Origin of the sequence: Edaphobacter sp., from assembly GCF_028283685.1 — a bacterium.
Classification (GTDB): domain Bacteria; phylum Acidobacteriota; class Terriglobia; order Terriglobales; family Acidobacteriaceae; genus Edaphobacter.
The window spans coordinates 142,636-159,926 of sequence record NZ_JAPWKF010000010.1; the positions used below are offsets into that span (position 1 = coordinate 142,636).

General features: G+C 63.0%; 15 protein-coding genes and 1 pseudogene. 8 read left to right on the plus strand and 8 right to left on the minus strand.

The window, feature by feature from the left end; genetic code table 11:
• Positions 1 to 37: 37 nt before the first annotated feature.
• The 3 genes and pseudogenes from purF to dut all read right to left on the minus strand — a co-directional run bounded on the left by purF (position 38) and on the right by dut (position 4,532).
• Positions 38 to 1,445: pseudogene (gene purF, locus PW789_RS18665) on the minus strand (amidophosphoribosyltransferase).
• 179 nt (positions 1,446 to 1,624) lie between these two features.
• On the minus strand, positions 1,625 to 3,991 hold the full coding sequence (gene purL, locus PW789_RS18670; RefSeq protein WP_299379630.1) for a phosphoribosylformylglycinamidine synthase subunit PurL: 2,367 nt from the start codon (positions 3,989 to 3,991) through the stop codon (positions 1,625 to 1,627).
• 100 nt (positions 3,992 to 4,091) lie between these two features.
• Positions 4,092 to 4,532 (minus strand): dUTP diphosphatase, encoded by a 441-nt coding sequence (gene dut / locus PW789_RS18675; RefSeq protein WP_299379633.1) that lies wholly within the window; start codon positions 4,530 to 4,532, stop codon positions 4,092 to 4,094.
• A 78-nt stretch (positions 4,533 to 4,610) separates the two neighbouring features.
• On the opposite strand from dut, the gene PW789_RS18680 reads away from it, so the two are divergent.
• Positions 4,611 to 5,984, plus strand: coding sequence for a hypothetical protein (locus PW789_RS18680; RefSeq protein WP_299379636.1), 1,374 nt, complete (start codon positions 4,611 to 4,613; stop codon positions 5,982 to 5,984).
• The gene (locus PW789_RS18685; protein WP_299379639.1) at positions 5,984 to 7,030 is read left to right on the plus strand and encodes an NAD(P)-dependent oxidoreductase; all 1,047 of its coding nucleotides are present in this window, start codon (positions 5,984 to 5,986) and stop codon (positions 7,028 to 7,030) included. Before PW789_RS18680 ends, PW789_RS18685 begins: the two co-directional genes overlap by 1 nt.
• Positions 7,031 to 7,048: 18 nt before the next feature.
• Here PW789_RS18685 and PW789_RS18690 read toward each other — a convergent pair whose 3' ends face one another.
• The gene (locus tag PW789_RS18690) at positions 7,049 to 7,783 is read right to left on the minus strand and encodes a hypothetical protein (RefSeq protein ID WP_299379642.1); all 735 of its coding nucleotides are present in this window, start codon (positions 7,781 to 7,783) and stop codon (positions 7,049 to 7,051) included.
• Positions 7,784 to 7,999: 216 nt separating this feature from the next.
• On the opposite strand from PW789_RS18690, the gene PW789_RS18695 reads away from it, so the two are divergent.
• Together PW789_RS18695 and PW789_RS18700 are read left to right on the plus strand one after the other, a co-directional pair.
• A complete protein-coding gene (locus PW789_RS18695; RefSeq protein ID WP_299379645.1) occupies positions 8,000 to 8,200 on the plus strand; it encodes a cold-shock protein in 201 nt (66 codons plus the stop codon).
• Positions 8,201 to 8,317: 117 nt separating this feature from the next.
• The gene (locus tag PW789_RS18700; protein WP_299379648.1) at positions 8,318 to 8,725 is read left to right on the plus strand and encodes a hypothetical protein; all 408 of its coding nucleotides are present in this window, start codon (positions 8,318 to 8,320) and stop codon (positions 8,723 to 8,725) included.
• 201 nt (positions 8,726 to 8,926) lie between these two features.
• Here the strand turns inward: PW789_RS18700 and lipA are convergent, their stop codons facing one another.
• The 4 genes from lipA to PW789_RS18720 all read right to left on the minus strand — a co-directional run bounded on the left by lipA (position 8,927) and on the right by PW789_RS18720 (position 12,682).
• Positions 8,927 to 9,862 (minus strand): lipoyl synthase, encoded by a 936-nt coding sequence (gene lipA / locus PW789_RS18705; RefSeq protein ID WP_299379650.1) that lies wholly within the window; start codon positions 9,860 to 9,862, stop codon positions 8,927 to 8,929.
• Between the two features lie 61 nt (positions 9,863 to 9,923).
• Entirely contained in the window at positions 9,924 to 10,784 is an 861-nt protein-coding gene (locus PW789_RS18710) for a TIM barrel protein (protein ID WP_299379652.1), read from the minus strand.
• 26 nt (positions 10,785 to 10,810) lie between these two features.
• Complete coding sequence (purU, locus tag PW789_RS18715) at positions 10,811 to 11,671, minus strand: formyltetrahydrofolate deformylase (RefSeq protein ID WP_299379655.1); 861 nt, start codon at positions 11,669 to 11,671, stop codon at positions 10,811 to 10,813.
• Positions 11,672 to 11,788: 117 nt separating this feature from the next.
• Entirely contained in the window at positions 11,789 to 12,682 is an 894-nt protein-coding gene (locus PW789_RS18720) for an alpha/beta fold hydrolase (protein ID WP_299379656.1), read from the minus strand.
• Positions 12,683 to 12,885: 203 nt separating this feature from the next.
• Here PW789_RS18720 and PW789_RS18725 point away from each other — a divergent pair, with 203 nt between their 5' ends.
• The 4 genes from PW789_RS18725 to PW789_RS18740 all read left to right on the plus strand — a co-directional run bounded on the left by PW789_RS18725 (position 12,886) and on the right by PW789_RS18740 (position 17,229).
• Positions 12,886 to 13,458: an ABATE domain-containing protein gene (locus PW789_RS18725; RefSeq protein ID WP_299379657.1), complete on the plus strand. Its 573-nt coding sequence runs from the start codon at positions 12,886 to 12,888 to the stop codon at positions 13,456 to 13,458.
• Positions 13,459 to 13,496: 38 nt separating this feature from the next.
• Positions 13,497 to 15,692, plus strand: coding sequence for a hypothetical protein (locus PW789_RS18730; protein WP_299379659.1), 2,196 nt, complete (start codon positions 13,497 to 13,499; stop codon positions 15,690 to 15,692).
• A 141-nt stretch (positions 15,693 to 15,833) separates the two neighbouring features.
• A complete protein-coding gene (locus PW789_RS18735; protein ID WP_299379662.1) occupies positions 15,834 to 16,226 on the plus strand; it encodes a nuclear transport factor 2 family protein in 393 nt (130 codons plus the stop codon).
• A 55-nt stretch (positions 16,227 to 16,281) separates the two neighbouring features.
• On the plus strand, positions 16,282 to 17,229 hold the full coding sequence (locus PW789_RS18740; RefSeq protein ID WP_299379665.1) for a Nif3-like dinuclear metal center hexameric protein: 948 nt from the start codon (positions 16,282 to 16,284) through the stop codon (positions 17,227 to 17,229).
• Positions 17,230 to 17,291 lie beyond the last annotated feature (62 nt).

Sequence of the window (17,291 nt, forward strand, 5' to 3'; positions counted from 1 at the left end):
ATTCTCCGCCGGGCCCTTCTCGATTTACAGCCTGCAACTAAACCGTGGTCACCGCAGGCAGAATCTCACGCACATCCACCCAGTCCGTCGGGTAGTCGCCCGTGTAACACGCCGTGCAGAAGTCGCCCGGCGACAGGCCATCGACAGGCTCGCCCGTCGTGCAGGCGTGCGTCAGATCCGACCAGCGAGATGTACGCGAGCGAATCCGCTTCGATGAATTCGCGGATCTCTTCGACCGACTTGTTCGCCGCGATCAGGTCCTTCTTCGAAGGCGTATCCACGCCATAGAAGCAGGGCGAGATAGTCGGCGGGCACGAGATGCGCATGTGCACCTCGGTCGCACCGGCCGCCCGCACCATGCGGACGATCTTGCGCGACGTCGTCCCGCGGATGATCGAGTCGTCGATCAGGATCACGCGCTTGCCTTCGAGCAGCGAACGCATCGGGTTCAGCTTCATGCGTACGCCGAAGTCGCGCACGCGCTGCTCGGGCTGAATGAACGTACGGCCAACGTAGTGGTTGCGGATGAGGCCGAAGTTGAATGGGATGCCCGATTCAGCGGCGTACCCAAGAGCAGCCGTCACACCGGAGTCCGGCACCGGAACCACGAGATCGGCAGGTACGCCCGACTCACGTGCCAGCTGTCGGCCCATCTCGTCGCGGCTCTTCTGCACCCAACGGCCGAAGATGCGCGAGTCGGGACGCGCGAAGTACACGTGCTCGAAGACGCAGCTGGCCTTAGGCGTCGACGACTTGGCGAAGTGACGCGATGTCACGCCGTCCTCCGACACCATCACCAGCTCGCCCGGCTCCACGTCACGCTCGTACTTGGCGTGCAGCAGGTCGAACGCGCAGGTCTCCGACGCAAACACAAACGTATCCGGCTCGCCGTTTTCACCCTTGATGCGGCCCATCGAGAGCGGTCGCAGACCGTGGGGGTCGCGCGCCGCGAACAGACGGTTGCGCGTCATCATCACGATCGAAAATGCACCCTCCACCTGCGACAGCGAATCGGCGATGCAGTCCACCAGCGTCGTCGCCTTGGAGTGCGCGATCAGCTGAATGATGATCTCCGAGTCCGAGGTCGTCTGGAAGACCGCGCCATCGCGCTCCAGCCGCTCACGCGAGTTGCCGAGGTTCACCAGGTTGCCGTTGTGCGCAATCGCAATCAGGCCCTTGGTCGACTCCACCGAGATGGGCTGCGCGTTCAACAGCGCCGAGTCGCCGGTCGTCGAGTAACGCGTGTGGCCGATGGCAATATGCCCGGGCAGCTTGGCCAGCACGGGATCGGTAAAGATCTCCGAGACCAGGCCCATGCCCTTCATGTCGTTCACATTGTGACCATCGGCCGTCGCAATGCCCGCCGACTCCTGCCCGCGATGCTGCAGCGAGTAGAGGCCCCAGTAGGTCATGCGCGCCGCATCGGCGTGGTTGTAGATGGCCATCACGCCGCACTCTTCGCGGAGCTTGTCGAACGGGGTGGAGTCGTCTTCGTCCTGCGCGTCGATAGAGAGCGCGTTGTGATTGCACGCCGTCACACCAACCGTGGTCATGTCATTCCGTAGCGAAGCAGAATCTGCTTCCAGCCCCAACGCCATAAGCTTGTCCTGATTCAAAACGTCGCTCATGCCATCACCACTTCTTCTGCCAGCTGCGCATTCAGAGCCCCAGACCACACCGACTTCAGCTCGCTTACCGGAGCATGAATCAGTGTCTTGCCGTTCACCTCGACGGTGTAATCGCTACCCGTCACTTCGCCGATGGCGAAGGCCCAGACGCCTCCAACTTCCTTCAGCGCTGTCTGAATCTCCTCAACCTTCGCCGGATCCGCCGTTGCGATCACCGAGGAGCCAACCTCGCTGAACAGGCGTTCGACCAGAAGGAATGGATCATCCGACTCCATCTTCATCGCGACCTTCACGCCCAGGTTGCGCGTAAAGCAGCTCTTGGCAAACGCCGTCGCACAGCCACCATCGGAAAGATCCGTCGCCGAGTTGAGCAGCCCCTTCTTCGACAGAGCCACCAGCGCCTTGTGCAGCGCGGCCTCTTCACTAATGTCGAACGCGGGGGGAGCGCCCCAAAGCTCGCCCAGAACCGTCTTCGCGAAGTCGGTGGATCCCAGGTCCTGCTTCGCGCTGCGGCCTTTGCCCGTCAGCGCAGAGAGGAACAGCACCGTGTCTCCCGCCTTTTGGAATGCAGCCGGCACAGCCTTTGTCACATCATCGATGATGCCAACGATGCCGAGCACCGGAGTCGGATAAATGCCGACGCCCTTGGTCTCGTTGTAGAGCGAGACGTTGCCGCCGGTAATGGGTGTGCCCAGAGCGGTGCAGGCTTCCGCGATGCCGTCGATGGCGTTCGAGAGCTGCGCCATGATCTCCGGCTTTTCGGGATTGCCGAAGTTGAGGCAGTTCGTCGCGGAGACGGGTGTTGCGCCGGTACAGGCGACCTTGCGAGCGGCCTCGGCTACAGCATGCATCGCGCCAAGCTTCGGGTCGAGGTACGTCCAACGACCGTTGCCTGCGAGAGCCATCGCGAGACCGCGCTCGTGGCCCTTGGTGCCGGTGCCCTTGATGCGCATGACGCCGGCTTCGCCGCCGGGGCCCTGCACCGTGTTGGTCTGCACCATGCTGTCGTACTGCTCGTAGACCCAGCGCTTGTCGCAGATGTTGGCCGAGGCCAGCAGCTTCTTGAGGTCGGCGGTGTAGTCGCGCGGCTTCTCGAGCTCGGCCAGAACCTCTGCCGGAGGATCGAGCGGCACCGGAGCCTTCCACTCGCCCACAGGACGGTGATACACCGGAGCATCGTCGGTCAGGAACTGGTTCGGAATGTCGGCTACAAGAACGCCGCCCTGCGTGATGTGCATGTTCGGCGTCTGCGTGACGTGGCCGACGATCGATGCATCAAGCCCCCACTTCGAGAAGACGTCCAGCACTTCGGTGGCGCGGTCCTTGTCGGCCACCAGCAGCATGCGCTCCTGCGACTCCGACAGCATGATCTCGTAGCTGGTCATGCCGGTCTCGCGCTGCGGCACACGGTCGAGCTCCACGGTAAGGCCGAGGCCGCCGCGTGCGCCCATCTCGCAGGTGGAGCAGGTGAGGCCAGCCGCGCCCATGTCCTGAATGCCGAGGACGGCGCCTGTGGCCATCGCCTCGATACAGGCCTCGAGCAGCAGCTTCTCCAGAAACGGATCGCCCATCTGCACGTTGGGGCGCTTCTGCTCAGAGCCTTCGGTGAACTCTTCGCTGGCCATCGTCGCGCCGTGGATACCGTCGCGGCCGGTCTTGGCGCCGACGTAGATCACGGGGTTGCCGATACCGACGGCCTTGGCGTAGAAGATCTCGTCCGTCTTCACCAGCCCAAGCGCAAACGCATTCAGCAGAGGATTGCCGGAGTAACAGGGCTCAAAGCGCGTCTCGCCGCCGAGGTTCGGCACGCCGAAGCAGTTGCCGTAGCCTGCGACACCGTGAACCACACCCGTCGCCACCTGGTGGTTCTTGGCGCGGAGCACCGGGTCGGTCTCCGTCTCATCGAGCGGGCCGAAGCGCAGCGAATCCATGACGGCCAGGGGGCGTGCGTTCATCGTGAAGATGTCGCGCAGAATGCCGCCCACGCCCGTCGCCGCGCCCTGGTAGGGCTCGATGTAGCTGGGGTGGTTGTGGCTTTCGATCTTGAAGGCGCAGGCCCAGCCATCGCCCACGTCGATAATGCCGGCGTTCTCGCCCGGCCCCTGCACCACGCTGCCCGGTCCGCTCGTACGCTCGCCGCTGGTGGGAAGCCGTTTCAAATGAACGCGCGAGGACTTGTACGAGCAGTGCTCGGACCACATGACCGAAAAAATACCCAGCTCCGTAAGGCTGGGTACTCGGCCAAGGGCCTCTTCAATCCGTTTGTATTCGTCCGGGGTAATGCTGTGCTGCTTCAACAGCTCCGGGGTGATGGTCGCTGGAGTCGGTACCGTCTTGGGCTGTTCTGCCTGAAGATTTGCCATGATCGCTTACCTTCATTGTACGTGAGTTGGCAAGGACAAATGCCCTGCCCCCGGTGCACGCCAAACCCCGCTCCCATCCCCGGTTTTTCTTCGTCGCTCTCTACCGCAGTCCTGTGCTGCCGAACCCTCCAACGCCGCGCGTGGCTTCGCCGATCTCGTCCACCTCGACGAACTCCGCCTCGATCCGCCGCACGATCCTGAGCTGCGCGATGCGGTCGCCCTGCTTGATCTCCATCGCCTGTGCGCTCAGGTTCGTCACCACAATACGGATCTCGCCGCGATAGCCGGGGTCGATCACCCCCGCGAGCGTCGTAATCCCCTTCACCGCCAGCCCCGAACGGTCTTCTACCAGCGCCCCGTGGGTCGACGGAAACTCCATCGCAACGCCCGTCGGCACGGGTACTGTCGTTCCCGGCTCCAGAATCATGCCTTCGGAGGCATACATGTCGGCTGCCAGGTCACCATACTCGTCTGTATGGGCATAGCGCGGCAGCTTCGCCTCCGCCACCAGCCTCTTCACGCCAATTCGTACGTCGCTCAAAATCTTTACTCCTCTTCTCAAAAGAAACCTCTTCCATCATGTCAGAGACCGCCTATGCGCCCCGGTAGAATCAAAAGTGTGAAGCTCGAACGACTGTGGGCCTGGATGAAGGCCGGGGACGACTCCGAGGAAGGCTCCCGCCGCCTGCGCTGGCGTCTGTTCTGGGTCGGCCTCGCCATCCGCATCCTCTATATCCTGGTCGTACGGCCCTACCACGTCCGCCCGCTCAACGATCACTTCCAGTTCGGCTGGGAGGCCGGGCGCATCGCCCGCGCCCTGGTCACTGGTTACGGCTACGCCGACCCCTTCACCGGCCACTCCGGCCCGACCGCCTGGCTGGCGCCGCTCTATCCGCTGCTGATGGCCGCCGTCTTCAAGGTCTTCGGCGTCTATACCGCGCTCTCCGCCTTCGTCCTGCTGGCGATCAACAGCGTCCTCTCCGCCGCCATGGCCCCGGCCATCTACGAGATCGCCCATCGCTGCTACGACTCCCGCGGGCTCGGACGCCGCGTCGCCCTCTGGTCCGGCTGGATCTGGACTCTCTACCCCGCCGCCATGCAATACGCTGTGCGCTGGTTCTGGGAGATGTCGCTGACCACCTGCGCCTTCACCTGGATCATCGTCATCGCGCTGCGCCTGCGCCGCATCGGCGAGGACGACGAATCACAACGCCACAACGACCTCCTTCTCTGGAGCGTCTTCGGTCTCCTCTGGGCGGCCATCTTCCTCGCCAACCCCTCCGTCATCCTGGTACTGCCCGTCACGGCTATCTGGATACTGATGGGCTCGCGCAGCGGCTCGCAGCTGACCCAGGGCCTGGGTCGCGCCGCGCTGGCCGGAGTGCTCTTCCTCGCCTGCGTCACCCCCTGGGTCTATCGCAACTGGGTCGTCTTCCACGCGTTCATCCCCACCCGCGGCAACCTTGGCGCGGAGATGTACCAGTCGATGCTGCCCTCCAACGAGGCCTTCTCCTGGGGCACCACCATCCCCGCCGAGGTCGATGCCCCTGAGTACAAGCGCTACCGGCAGATGGGCGAACTGGCCTACGTCCGCGAACGCAACGTCGAAGCGAACGCTCTCATCGCCGCCAACCACGGCCGCTTCGTCCGCTACGCCATCAAGCGGGTCTACTTCTTCTGGTTCGGCGTTCCCAAGCCGGAAGACCACGGCATCCTCGTCGAGGCCACCCGCCGCCTGAACTATTGCTTCATCTGCACGGCAGCATTGATGGGACTCGCCCTCTCCCTGCGCCAGCGCGTTCCGGCCTCCGGCCTCTTCACCGCCATCTTCCTCATCCTGCCCGCGCCCTATTACATCGTCACGGTGCAGGCGCGCTTTCGCCATCCCATCGAGCCCATCATGACGGTGCTGATCGTCTTCCTCTTCCAATCGGCAACATCGTCAAAGAAACAGTCCCCGTCGCACGAAGCCACCGGAGCTCTCGCACGCTAATGCAGAAGCAGAAAAACATCCTCGTCACCGGCGGCTCCGGCTTCTTCGGCGGCGTCCTCAAGCGCCGTCTCCTCGCCGAAGGCCACACCGTCACCAACATCGACCTCGTGGCCGACACCGACACCCACCCCGCCCTCACCAGCATCCAGGGCGACATTCGTGACGCCGCGCTGCTCGACTCCCTCTTCGCCAAGGGCCGCTTCGACGCCGTCCAGCACTGCGCCGCCATGCTGGCGCACGACACCATCAGCGACCAGGAGCTCTGGAGCTCCAACGTCGACGGAACCCGCAACATCGCCGAGGCCTGCCGCACCCACGGCGTTCGCCAGCTCGTCTTCACCTCCACCAACTGCCTGTGGGCATCCAACCTCGGCCACGAGGTCCGCGAAGATGAGATTCCCGCGCCGGTCGAACTCTACGGCCGCTCCAAGCTGGCCGGAGAGCAGGCCCTGCAGCAGTTCCAGGCCGATCTCAATATCATTACCATCCGCTGCCCCACCATCATCGACAGCGGCCGCCTCGGCCTGCTCGCCATCCTCTTCGAGTTCATCGACGATGGGAAAAAGGTCTGGGTCGTCGGCTCCGGCGGCAACCGCTATCAGTTCATCTACGCGCAGGACCTCGCCACCGCCTGCATTCAGGCCATGGACTACCCACAGTCAGACCTCTTCCACATCGGCTCGGAGAACGTCTGCTCGCTGCGCGAGGTCTACGAGGCAGTCATCCAGTCGGCCGGCACCAAAGCCCGCGTCGCCCAGCTGCCTAAAGCGCCGACCATCGCGGCGATGAAGCTTGCGCACAAGCTCGGCGTCTCCCCGCTGGGGCCATATCACTACCGCATGATCGCCGAGGACTTCATCTTCGACACGACCCGCATCCGCGAGCGGCTCAACTGGCTCCCCACCGTCACCAATCAACAGATGATGGTCGAGGCCTACCGCTACTACTCCACCCAGCGCCAGGCCATCCACTCCCGCAAGGACGTCTCCGCCCACTCCAGGCCCGCCGAGATGGGCATCATTCGCCTGCTGAAGTGGCTTTCGTGAATCACGCCTGAGCTTTGCCTACGGCTCCATCTTTACGATGCGATAGCCCTCCGGCACCACGAACAGCTTCGGGTCCGGCTCGCTTTGGCTGATGCCGCTCAGGATGATGTTCTGCGCGCCGCTGCGCGGATCGAACCGCTTCGTCACCACGTTCAGCCCCAGCCGCTCCGAGTACCAGAACTCCTTCACCACCGGCTCCTCGCGCTCCAGCCCATCCACGCCCGCGTTCAACGTCGTGATCTCGCGTGAGCCCTCCGCGTCCACTCCATCGATCGACCGGTGGCCCAGGCTCTCCTCTTTCACCGATCCCCGGCCGCCGGGCAACGCCCCCGAGGCCATCGGCTTCGTCGCGGGGGGCTCCCGATACGAGCGCTCGTAACAGACCTTCGGCTGAGGACGGCAGACCTCGATCTCATGCCGGTTCGGGTCGACGTAATCGACCTCGTTCAGCGGCGTCGTCACCTTATCGCCGTCCGGCATAAAGTAGCGCCGCTCCTGAAAGACCCGCCCCGAGCTGTCGCGGGCGATCAGCCGATGATTCCAGCTGGTCTGCTTGCTTCCATCCACCAGGATCGTCGTCCACTCCGTGGTCACGGTGGCCGAGAATGGAGCGTTCGGCGTGGCGGGCACCGTCAGGCTCTCCAGCATCCTGCGCACGCCGCCGTCCGGGGCATGGGTCACCGCCTGCGGCTGCTGCGCCGCCAAGCCGCAGGAAAAAACCAGCGTTATCATGGAGATACGAAGAAATGGCAACGTTCGCCTCCTGCAACCACAGCAAAACCAATAGCGCCAACAGGCTCGGCTGATCGTCCAGAAAATCTTCTAGAAAAATCCGAACAGGAGTATATACTGTTATTGATCGTCGGATACTGACGTGGTTCTTGCTAGTTCTGGCTGCACCGCTCTACTCGCAAACAACACCACATGAGTTCAGCGGTACATTAATTCAGCAGCAAAGGAATAATCAACATGGAACAGGGAACAGTTAAGTGGTTCAACGACGCTAAGGGTTTTGGCTTTCTGAGCCGCAACGGTGGTGAGGATGTATTCGTTCACTACTCCGCAATCCAGACGAACGGCTTCCGTTCGCTCCAGGAAGGCCAGGCCGTTCAGTTCAACGTGGTCAAGGGACCCAAGGGCTGGCAGGCTGAGAACGTTCAGGTTCTCTAATCTCCTGAAATTGCAGTAAGAAAAGGGCGGCTATCGAGCCGCCCTTTTTCGTTCTTCGGTGATTTCTTCCGGGCACCGCCGCCCAGTTCGCATCTAACTTAGTAAAGGAACACACCGATGCCCATCATCCCTTCAGGTAAGTACCAGCTCAGGACGCTTCACGAGGAGATTTCACTCCTCGACCGAAAGCTGGCGCATGAACAAAACTTCGGGACATTCGCGTCGGAGGATGACAAGACGACGGCGATCGACAAGCTGAACTCCAAGCGCAGCCTGCTCATTCGCAAGGCGCAGCAGATGATCGATGAGGGCATTGAGTTCAACGCCGTCGAGCGACCCAAGTCGCTTCGGCCGGAGGAAACCGTCGAAGAGGAAGGCACGCCCATCCATGCGGAAGCCGTCCCCGAGCCCCCCGTCATCGCAGCAGCACAGGAAGAGATCCCCTCCCCCTATGCCGGTACGGCACTGGACTACAAATTTGGCATCGAGGCCTACAGCAAGCGCTCCAAGAGCAAGGCCAGCTAAGTTCCTCGACAGGCCATAGGCAACACGCAAGGGCGACCCAACGGGGTCGCCCTTGTCATCTTCAAGCATTGTCTTCTATGTGGCCGATATAACTGTCGTACTCGTCGCGCGGCCAGCTCGGGTCGCTCACACTCGACGAATTTCAATCCGTACTTCGCATGATCTTTCTTTCGGCATGATGGGAGAGCGAGCGCTGATGCTCTACGCCAGCCCGGTCGACTCCGCCTGCTCCTGCGCGTGGTAGCTCGATCGCACCAGCGGTCCCGACTCCACATGCTTGAAGCCCATCGCCATCGCCTCATGCTTCAGGAAGGCGAACTCCTCCGGCGTGTAGTAGCGGGCCATCGGCAGGTGATCGCGCGAAGGCCGCAGATACTGCCCGATCGTCAGGATATCTACCTTGCGGTCGGCGAGATCGCGGAAGACCGCCAGCAGCTCGTGCATCTCCTCGCCCAGACCGACGATGATGCCGGTCTTGGTGACGATCTGGTCGCCCTCGCGGTCGTTGAACATCTCCGCCGCAATCTCTTTGGCGTGCTTCAGGAAGTGCAGCGACTTCTCGTAGCGTCCACCCGACTTGGCCACGCGATACAGCCGCGGCACCGTCTCGATGTTGTGGTTCAGAATCTCCGGCCGCACGGCGACGACCTTGCGCAGCGACTCCTCGTTGCCCTGGAAGTCCGGCGTCAGGATCTCCACGCGGCATCCCGGAGCCTGTGCGCGAATCTCTTCCACCACTCTCACAAACGCCTGCGCTGCGCCGATGTTGTCATCGTCGCGGTTCACGCTGGTGATTACGGCGTGATTCAGTCCCAGCTGCGCGACCGCATAGGCCACGCGGCGCGGCTCATCCTGGTCGATCGGCTCCGGCCTGCCCTTGGGCACCGCGCAGAAGCCGCAGCGCCGCGTGCACAGGTTGCCGAGCATCATGAACGTCGCGGCCTTCTGGTTCCAGCACTCGCCGATGTTGGGGCACTGCGCCGACTCGCACACCGTGTGCAGGTTCAGATCGCGCGCCATCTTCTTCAACGAGTGGAAGGTCTCGCCCATCGGCGCCTTCGCCTTCAGCCACACCGGCTTCGGCGAGGGCTTCCTGGGCGAAAGGTCGATCTGGATCAGCTCGGATACGGGCGCCATGTCGTCTTTTATTGTAGCTGGCCGGTCAACAAAGGGCGTTTATCGGACTTCGGGGACGAGCCTACCCCAGCTCCCGCTCCGCTTCCAGACGCGCCTTCCGCAATCCCTCCACCGGATCGCCATCAGGGTAGAACTCCATCGCCACCATGCCCTTATAGTTCAGCGCCTTCAGCCTGCGGTAGATCACCGGCCACGCCATCTCGCCTGTTCCGGGATCGCTGCGCCGCGGCACATCGGCCACATGCACAAGGTCCACCTGGTCGATCACCTTCTCCAGCTTCTCCAGCAGATTTCCTCGCGTGCGCTGCTCGTGATACAGGTCGTAAAGCACCCGCACCCGCGGGCTGCCCACAGCGCGCGTGATTGTCGCCGCCTCCTCCACGCCATCCATCCAGTACGTTGGATTTTCGAGATGATCGATCGGCTCCAGCAATGCAGACATGCCCTCTGCCTCCAGCACCTCGGCCGCACGCTTCAACGTCGCCACCGACGCTGCCCGCTGCGCCGCATCTCCAACCGGCAGCACCTTGCCCGACATCAGAATCAGCCGCGAGCACCTCACCTGCTTCGCCGCCACGATCAGCTTCTTCAGCTCCGCGATATACGCATCGCCTGTTGCCGGATCAGCAAAGCCCAGCTTCATCCCCGTCGTTGCATCGACCGTGATGCCCAGCGCCGCCATCTTCGCCATGTAGCGCTCACGGTCGGCATCGCTCCACTGCCAGAACTCGCCGATCAGCTCGATGTGCCGGTAGCCTGCCTTCGCCACCGTCTCAAGGTTCTGTTCGAAGCTACCGCGCTTGCGCAGCACCCAGATCATCACGGAAAGACGATTTACCAGCGACGATCCCTGCGCCATCCCTACACGCGTCAACAACGCCGATGCGGCCAACACTCCGGCAAATTCTCTACGACTGAGCATGCGCCTCCTCTTCCGACGACAACACTCTAATCGAAGATCACCGTCTTGTTCCCATAGCGCAGAATCCGCCGGTCCAGATGCCACCGCACCGCGCGCGACAAGACCACGCGCTCCAGGTCGCGGCCTTTCGCGATCAGATCCTCCACCTGGTCGCGGTGCGAGATGCGCGCCACATCCTGCTCGATGATCGGGCCGTCATCCAGCTCTTCCGTCACATAGTGGCTGGTCGCGCCGATCAGCTTCACGCCGCGTTTGTACGCCGCGTGATACGGCCGCGCACCGATAAACGCCGGAAGAAACGAGTGGTGCACATTGATCACTCCGCCGGGATAACGCCGCACAAACTCCGGCGAAAGAATCTGCATGTAACGCGCCAGCACCACCAGCTCCACGTCCGCGGTCTCCAGCAACGCAAACTGTTTGGCCTCGCCCTCCGCCTTATTCGCAGCGGTCAGCGGGACATGATGGAACGGGATGCCATAGAACTTCGCCAGCGGCTCGCCGTCGGCGTGATTGCTGATGATGAGCGGAATCTCGCACTCCAGCTCGCCCATCTGGTGACGATGCAGCAGGTCCGCCAGGCAGTGCAGATGCTGCGAGACGAACAACGCCACCCTCGGCCGGATCTCGCTCACATGCAGCTGCGAATCCATGTTGTACTGCCGCGCCAGCGGAGCAAACGCCTCAGAGAAGGCCTGCAGATCGAACGCCTGCTCCTGTGCGCCCAGCGACCACTCCACCCGCATGAAGAACAGGCCCTCATCGTGATCGCGGTGCTGATCGGCGTGAATGATGTTCGCGCCAAAGCGATACAGCTCGTTCGACACAGCAGCCACCAGACCCTTCTGGTCCGGGCAGGTAATCAGCAGAACAGCAGAGTCCTTCATTGGTGGCAGCGCTTCCCTCTTTTGCGGATCGCGGCGGCTCACAAAAAATTAGCCGGGCGCATGCGGTCGATTCTACCTGTCCGCAAGCACCCGGCTCTCATCAGCAGCCTGCTTCCATCAGCCATTCGCCTTTTGCAGCAACACATCGATCGCCGCCGCGATCTCCTCCACGTGCGTCTCCAGCGCGAAGTGTCCTGTGTCCAGCATTGTTACGGTGGCGTTTGGATTGTCCTTCCTGAAAGCCTCGGCGCCCGGAGGAATGAAGAACGGATCGTTCCGCCCCCAGATCGCCAGCGTCGGCGGCTGGTGCGTGCGGAAGTACTCCTGGAACGCCGGGTACAGCGCAAGGTTCGAGGCGTAGTTCAGCATAAGGTCGAGCTGGATATCCGCATTGCCCGGCCGCTGCATCAGCGCCACATCGAGAGTCCAGGTTGCCGGATCGACCGGCCTGTCCGCAGGCGCACCGTGCGTGTACTGCCACCGGGTAGCCTCAACGCCCAGGAAGGCGCGCAACGTCTCGCGATGCTCCTCGGTCGGCTCCTTCCAGTACGCCTTGATCGGGTCCCAGGCATCGCCCAGCCCCTCAAGATACGCATTGCCGTTCTGCGAGACGATCGCCGTCACCCGCTCCGGGTGCGCCAGCGCCAGACGTAGCCCGGTCGGCGCGCCGTAGTCGAAGATATAGATCGCATAGCGCTCCAGTTTGATCGCCTCGACGAAGGCGTTGATCGTCTTCGCAATCGCGTCGAAGCTGTACCGGTAGCCGCGCTCCGCAGGCACCTCGGTAAAGCCGAAGCCCGGCAGGTCGGGCGCGATTACGCGATACTTCTTCGCCAAACGCGGAATCAGCTCGCGGAACATCGTCGACGACGTCGGATAGCCATGCAGCAGAAGGATCGCAGGCGCGGCCGCGTCGCCCGCCTCGCGGTAGAAGACGTTGACACCGTCGGCGCTGACGGTGCGGAGAGAGACGAGAGGAGCGGAGACGGGGCTTACGGCAGGTGTGGACATGATGAAACTCCTTCAGGCGATCTTTCAGGCAATTTTTATGTAACCATTAAATTTCTTTTACGCAGTTACAGATGCAATAAGCCCGGGAAAAGATGTAACTTTTAAAGTTGTTTTCAGGGGTTACAATAAAATTGTTGCTGGAGCCGGGTATTTCGAGGTCACAGAACTTTAAGATCAAGACCCCGGCAGCAGAAGGGCCCACGATGCCGTATCTCCCTGAAAATCCGCCTGTATTTCTCGCTGATCATCCGGTGCTCGATCTGTTGAACACCGTCTTCATCCCCGAGGCCACCGCGGTCGACGCACTCCAGAGCGACGCGGACGTCCTCTATTGGCTGGAGGAGGCAGGCATGGCCCCTTCGCAGACTCCCGCGCTTCCCCGAGGCGCACTCGTGCAGGCCGCGCATGAACTGCGCAGCATTATCCGCGCTCTCGTGGAGCGACGCAAGGCAGGCAAGCGCCTCGACCTCGGCCCACTGAACACGATCCTCCGCAACGCCGCGAGCTATCCGCAGCTTGCCGGTGCAGGCGCGAGCCTGCGTCTCGAACGCCACCGCCCCGCGCAGGCCGCCGAAGATGTTCTCGCCCCTGTCGCCGAGGCCGCGGCCGAGTTCCTCGCCACCGCGGACTTCGACCTCGTCCGCCCCTGCGAGGGCAAGGACTGCATCCTCTGGTTCTACGACCGTACCAAGAGCCATCGCCGCCGCTGGTGCAGCATGCAGGTCTGCGGCAACCGTCACAAGGTCGAGGCCTTCCGCGAGCGCCAGCGCGCCTAGGCCTCATGCCCTAGCCCACCTCTCCTATCATCGAGAGCATGACTTTGAAATCCGTGGCGGCTCTGCTCGCCGCCACCACGCTGCTCTCCTCCGCCTTCGCCCCCACTGTCGCCATCGCGCAGAGCCCAGCCTCCGACCTCATCTTTCAGACCGATAAGGGCTGGTCGCCCCGCGTCAACGTCGAGGCGCAGACCGTCATGGTCTACGGCATCGACCCCACGCTGCCCGACCGCATCAAGAGCTGGCGTGACCATGGCTACAACGTCGCCGTCATGACCGGCGTCGCCTGGGGACGCTACGCCGACTACCTGCGCGGCGACTTCGACGGCAAGGAGCACTGGAACGAGACCCAGCAGGAGAAGTCCGGCAAGCTCATCCTGCACACCGGCCGCGAGGTGCCCTACATCTCGCCCACCGAGAGCTACGGCAAGTACCTCAGCAAGGGCGTCGAACGCGCACTCGACGCCGGAGCCACCGCCATCTATCTCGAAGAGCCTGAGTTCTGGGCCCGTGCGGGCTGGTCCGACGCCTTCAAGGCCGAATGGCAGGCCTATTATCACGAGCCCTGGCAGGCTCCCGACAGCTCGCCCGACGCGCAGTACCGCGCCTCCAAGCTGAAGTATTTTCTCTATCGCCGCGCACTCGCGCAGGTCTTCGACTTCGTGAAGCAGTGGAGCGCAGCCCACGGCAAGGCTATCCCCTGCTACGTGGCCACGCACTCGCTCATCAACTACGCGCAGTGGGAGATCGTCTCGCCTGAGTCGTCGCTGCTCTCCGTCGGAGCCGACGGATACATCGCGCAGGTCTGGACCGGCACCTCGCGCCAGCCCAACTACTACGAGGGCGTCCGCAAGGAGCGCACCTTCGAGACCGCCTTCCTTGAATATGGCGCGCTGCAGAACATCGCCCGCTCCTCCGGCAAGCGCATCTGGTACCTCAACGATCCGATTGAGGACAATCCGAACCACTCCTGGACCGACTACCGCTCCAACTGGGAGTCCACCCTCGTCGCCTCGCTCCTACAGCCGCACGTCTCCAGCTACGAGATCCTCCCCTGGCCCGACCGCATCTTCAGCGCCCGCGGTCTCTACCCCACCACCGAACCCACTGCTGAAAATCCCACGCCGCAGCGTGCGCCCATCTCGCCCGACTATGAGGCCGAGCTGCAGACGGTCTTCCACGCTCTCGGCGAGATGAACCAGCCCGGCACGCGCTGGCAGACCGCAGGCACCGAGGGCATCGGCGTGCTCGCCAGCGACACCATGATGTTCCAGCGCGCGCAGCCCAACCCCTCTGACGCCGACCTCGGCAGCTTCTACGGCCTCGCGCTGCCTCTGCTCATGCGCGGCATCCCCGTTGAGCCCGTGCAGATTGAGAGCACCTACAAAGGTGAAGGCGCGACCGGATTCCTGGATAACTACAAGCTCCTGCTGCTGACCTACGAGGGACAGAAGCCGCCCTCACCTGCCTTTCATGAGGCGCTGGCGGCGTGGGTCAGCAAGGGCGGCGCTCTCGTCGTCGTCGACGACGACAAGGACCCCTACAACCGCGCCAGCGACTGGTGGAACTCAGGCAACATGCACCTCGCCACGCCGCGCGAAGACCTCTTCCACTCCCTGGGTATCGACGCCAAGGCCGAGGGCCTGCACCGCGTCGGCAAGGGTGTCGTTCTGTACGTGGCCAAGTCGCCCGCCGCGCTCACCCACGAGCAGACCGGCGCCGACAGCATTCGCACACTGGCGAAGCAGGCAGCCGACGCCATCCATCTGCCGTGGAAGGAGTCCGACACCTTCGTCCTGCGTCGCGGCCCCTTCGTCGTCGCCGCAGGTCTCGACCGCAGCGACGCCAAGCCGCTTGCGCTCAAGGGCAGCTTCATCAACCTCTTCGACGCGCACCTCAACGTCGAGCACAACCCCGAGGTGAAGCCCGGCAGCCGCATGCTTCTGATGGACACGAAGTTCTATCCCACCGCGAAGCCGCGCGTTCTGGCGTCGAGTGGAAGGGTGAGCGATCTGGCGGTCACGGCGCACAGCATCGCGTTTTCCGTCTCCTCGATCGACGGACGCGACGACCACGACCGCGCCTCGGTTCGCGTGCTGTTGCCTCGGAAGCCCGGTGTCGTCAACGTCAACGGCAGCCCCTTCGCAGCCGATGCCTCGAGCTACGACGACAACATGCTGCTGGTCGAGTTCCCCGCGCACTCCACACCGCAGAAGATCAGCATCACCTTCTAACCTTTCCGCACACGCCCGAGACAGACGAGCCGTTCGAAGCTTCAGAGCGCGCCTCGTCTGCCTCGGGCAGCAGCATGGAGGAGCGCCTCTCCTTTGAGCCGCGACCTCGACCATGCTACAAACCACTCAGGGAGAATGATCTTGTCGACCGGTAATGTGGAACTCGTCAAAAGCGTCTACACCGCAATGAAGGCTGGCAACATCCTCAGCCTGTTCACCAAGCTCTCGCCCGACATTCGCGTGTGGCAGACCGACGAGCTGCCGTGGGGTGGAACCTACGTCGGCCTCATGCAGGCCAAGACCTTCTTCGGCAAGGTCAGCGCGCACCTCACGCCCGAGGTGACGCTCGAGCGCTTCATCGACTCGGGCGACTACGTCATCGGCATCGGCCGCACGCAGGGCACCACCAAAGACACAGGTAAGCCCTTCGACGTTCCGCTGCTCCACCTGTGGGAGGTGCGCGGAGGAAAGGTGATCGGCCTGCAGGTCTTCCTCGAAAACGCACCCATGCTGGCGGCGCTGACCGCAGGCTGAGGCAGACGAAGCCACGCTGCTCCGCTGCCACGTCTCAGCCATTTACCATGACACGATGCCGATGTTGACGATGCTGGTATTGACGATGCGTTCTCTCTTTCCTTCCGTTGGTCTCCGCCGCCGCACGTCTCTTCTCTTCCTGCTTATGGGCGCAGCCGCGCTGCCACAGGCAGCAAACGCGCAGACCATGACCGCCGGTGAGGCGTGGCTGAAGATCCAGCACAGCTATGCCCCCGCCCCGCCGCCCGACACCGTCGACACGCTCAAGGCAGGCGATCCGTCGACGCCCGTCACCGGCATCGCCACCACCTTTCTCGACACCATGGACGTTCTCCGCGAGGCCGCCAGCCGCAACGAAAACCTCATCATCAGCCACGAGCCCACCTTCTACAACCACCGCGACGACACCAAAGACTTCACGAACGACCCCGTCTACAAGGAAAAGCTGGCCTTCATCCAGCAGCACCACATGGTGGTCTACCGGCTGCACGACGAGATCCACTTCTCGCCCTCCGGCGACCACATCCTGCTGGGCCTCTACAAAGCGCTCGGCTGGCAGAGCTACCCGCACCCTGCTGGCCCCTTCGGCGCCTACTTCGTTACCATCCCGCCCACCACGCTGGGCCAGCTCGCCGAGACCCTGCGTCAGCAGCTGCACATTCAGACCATGCGCGTCGAAGGCAATCCTGACCTGCCCATCGCGCACGCCGCCGTCCTGCCGGGAGCATCGGGCCTGTCGAAGCAGGTGATGGCGCTCAACCAGCCGCAGGTCGATGTGCTGCTCGCCGGTGAAGCCAGCGAGTGGGAGACGGTCGAATACGTCCGTGACGCCGTCGCCCAGGGCCGTCCCAAGGCGATGATCCTGCTCGGCCACGAGGTCTCGGAAGAGCCCGGCATGGAACAGTGCGCCGAAGAACTCCGCGTGCTATTCCCCGGCGTGAAGGTCGATCACATCGTCGCAGGCCAGCCCCTCTGGAACCCGGAGCATCAGCCGAAGAAGTAACCTCTTCGGCCGATCCTTCCAACCGAAGCGCGAAGTGGAACCTGCTGTTCGCGCCGACGTCC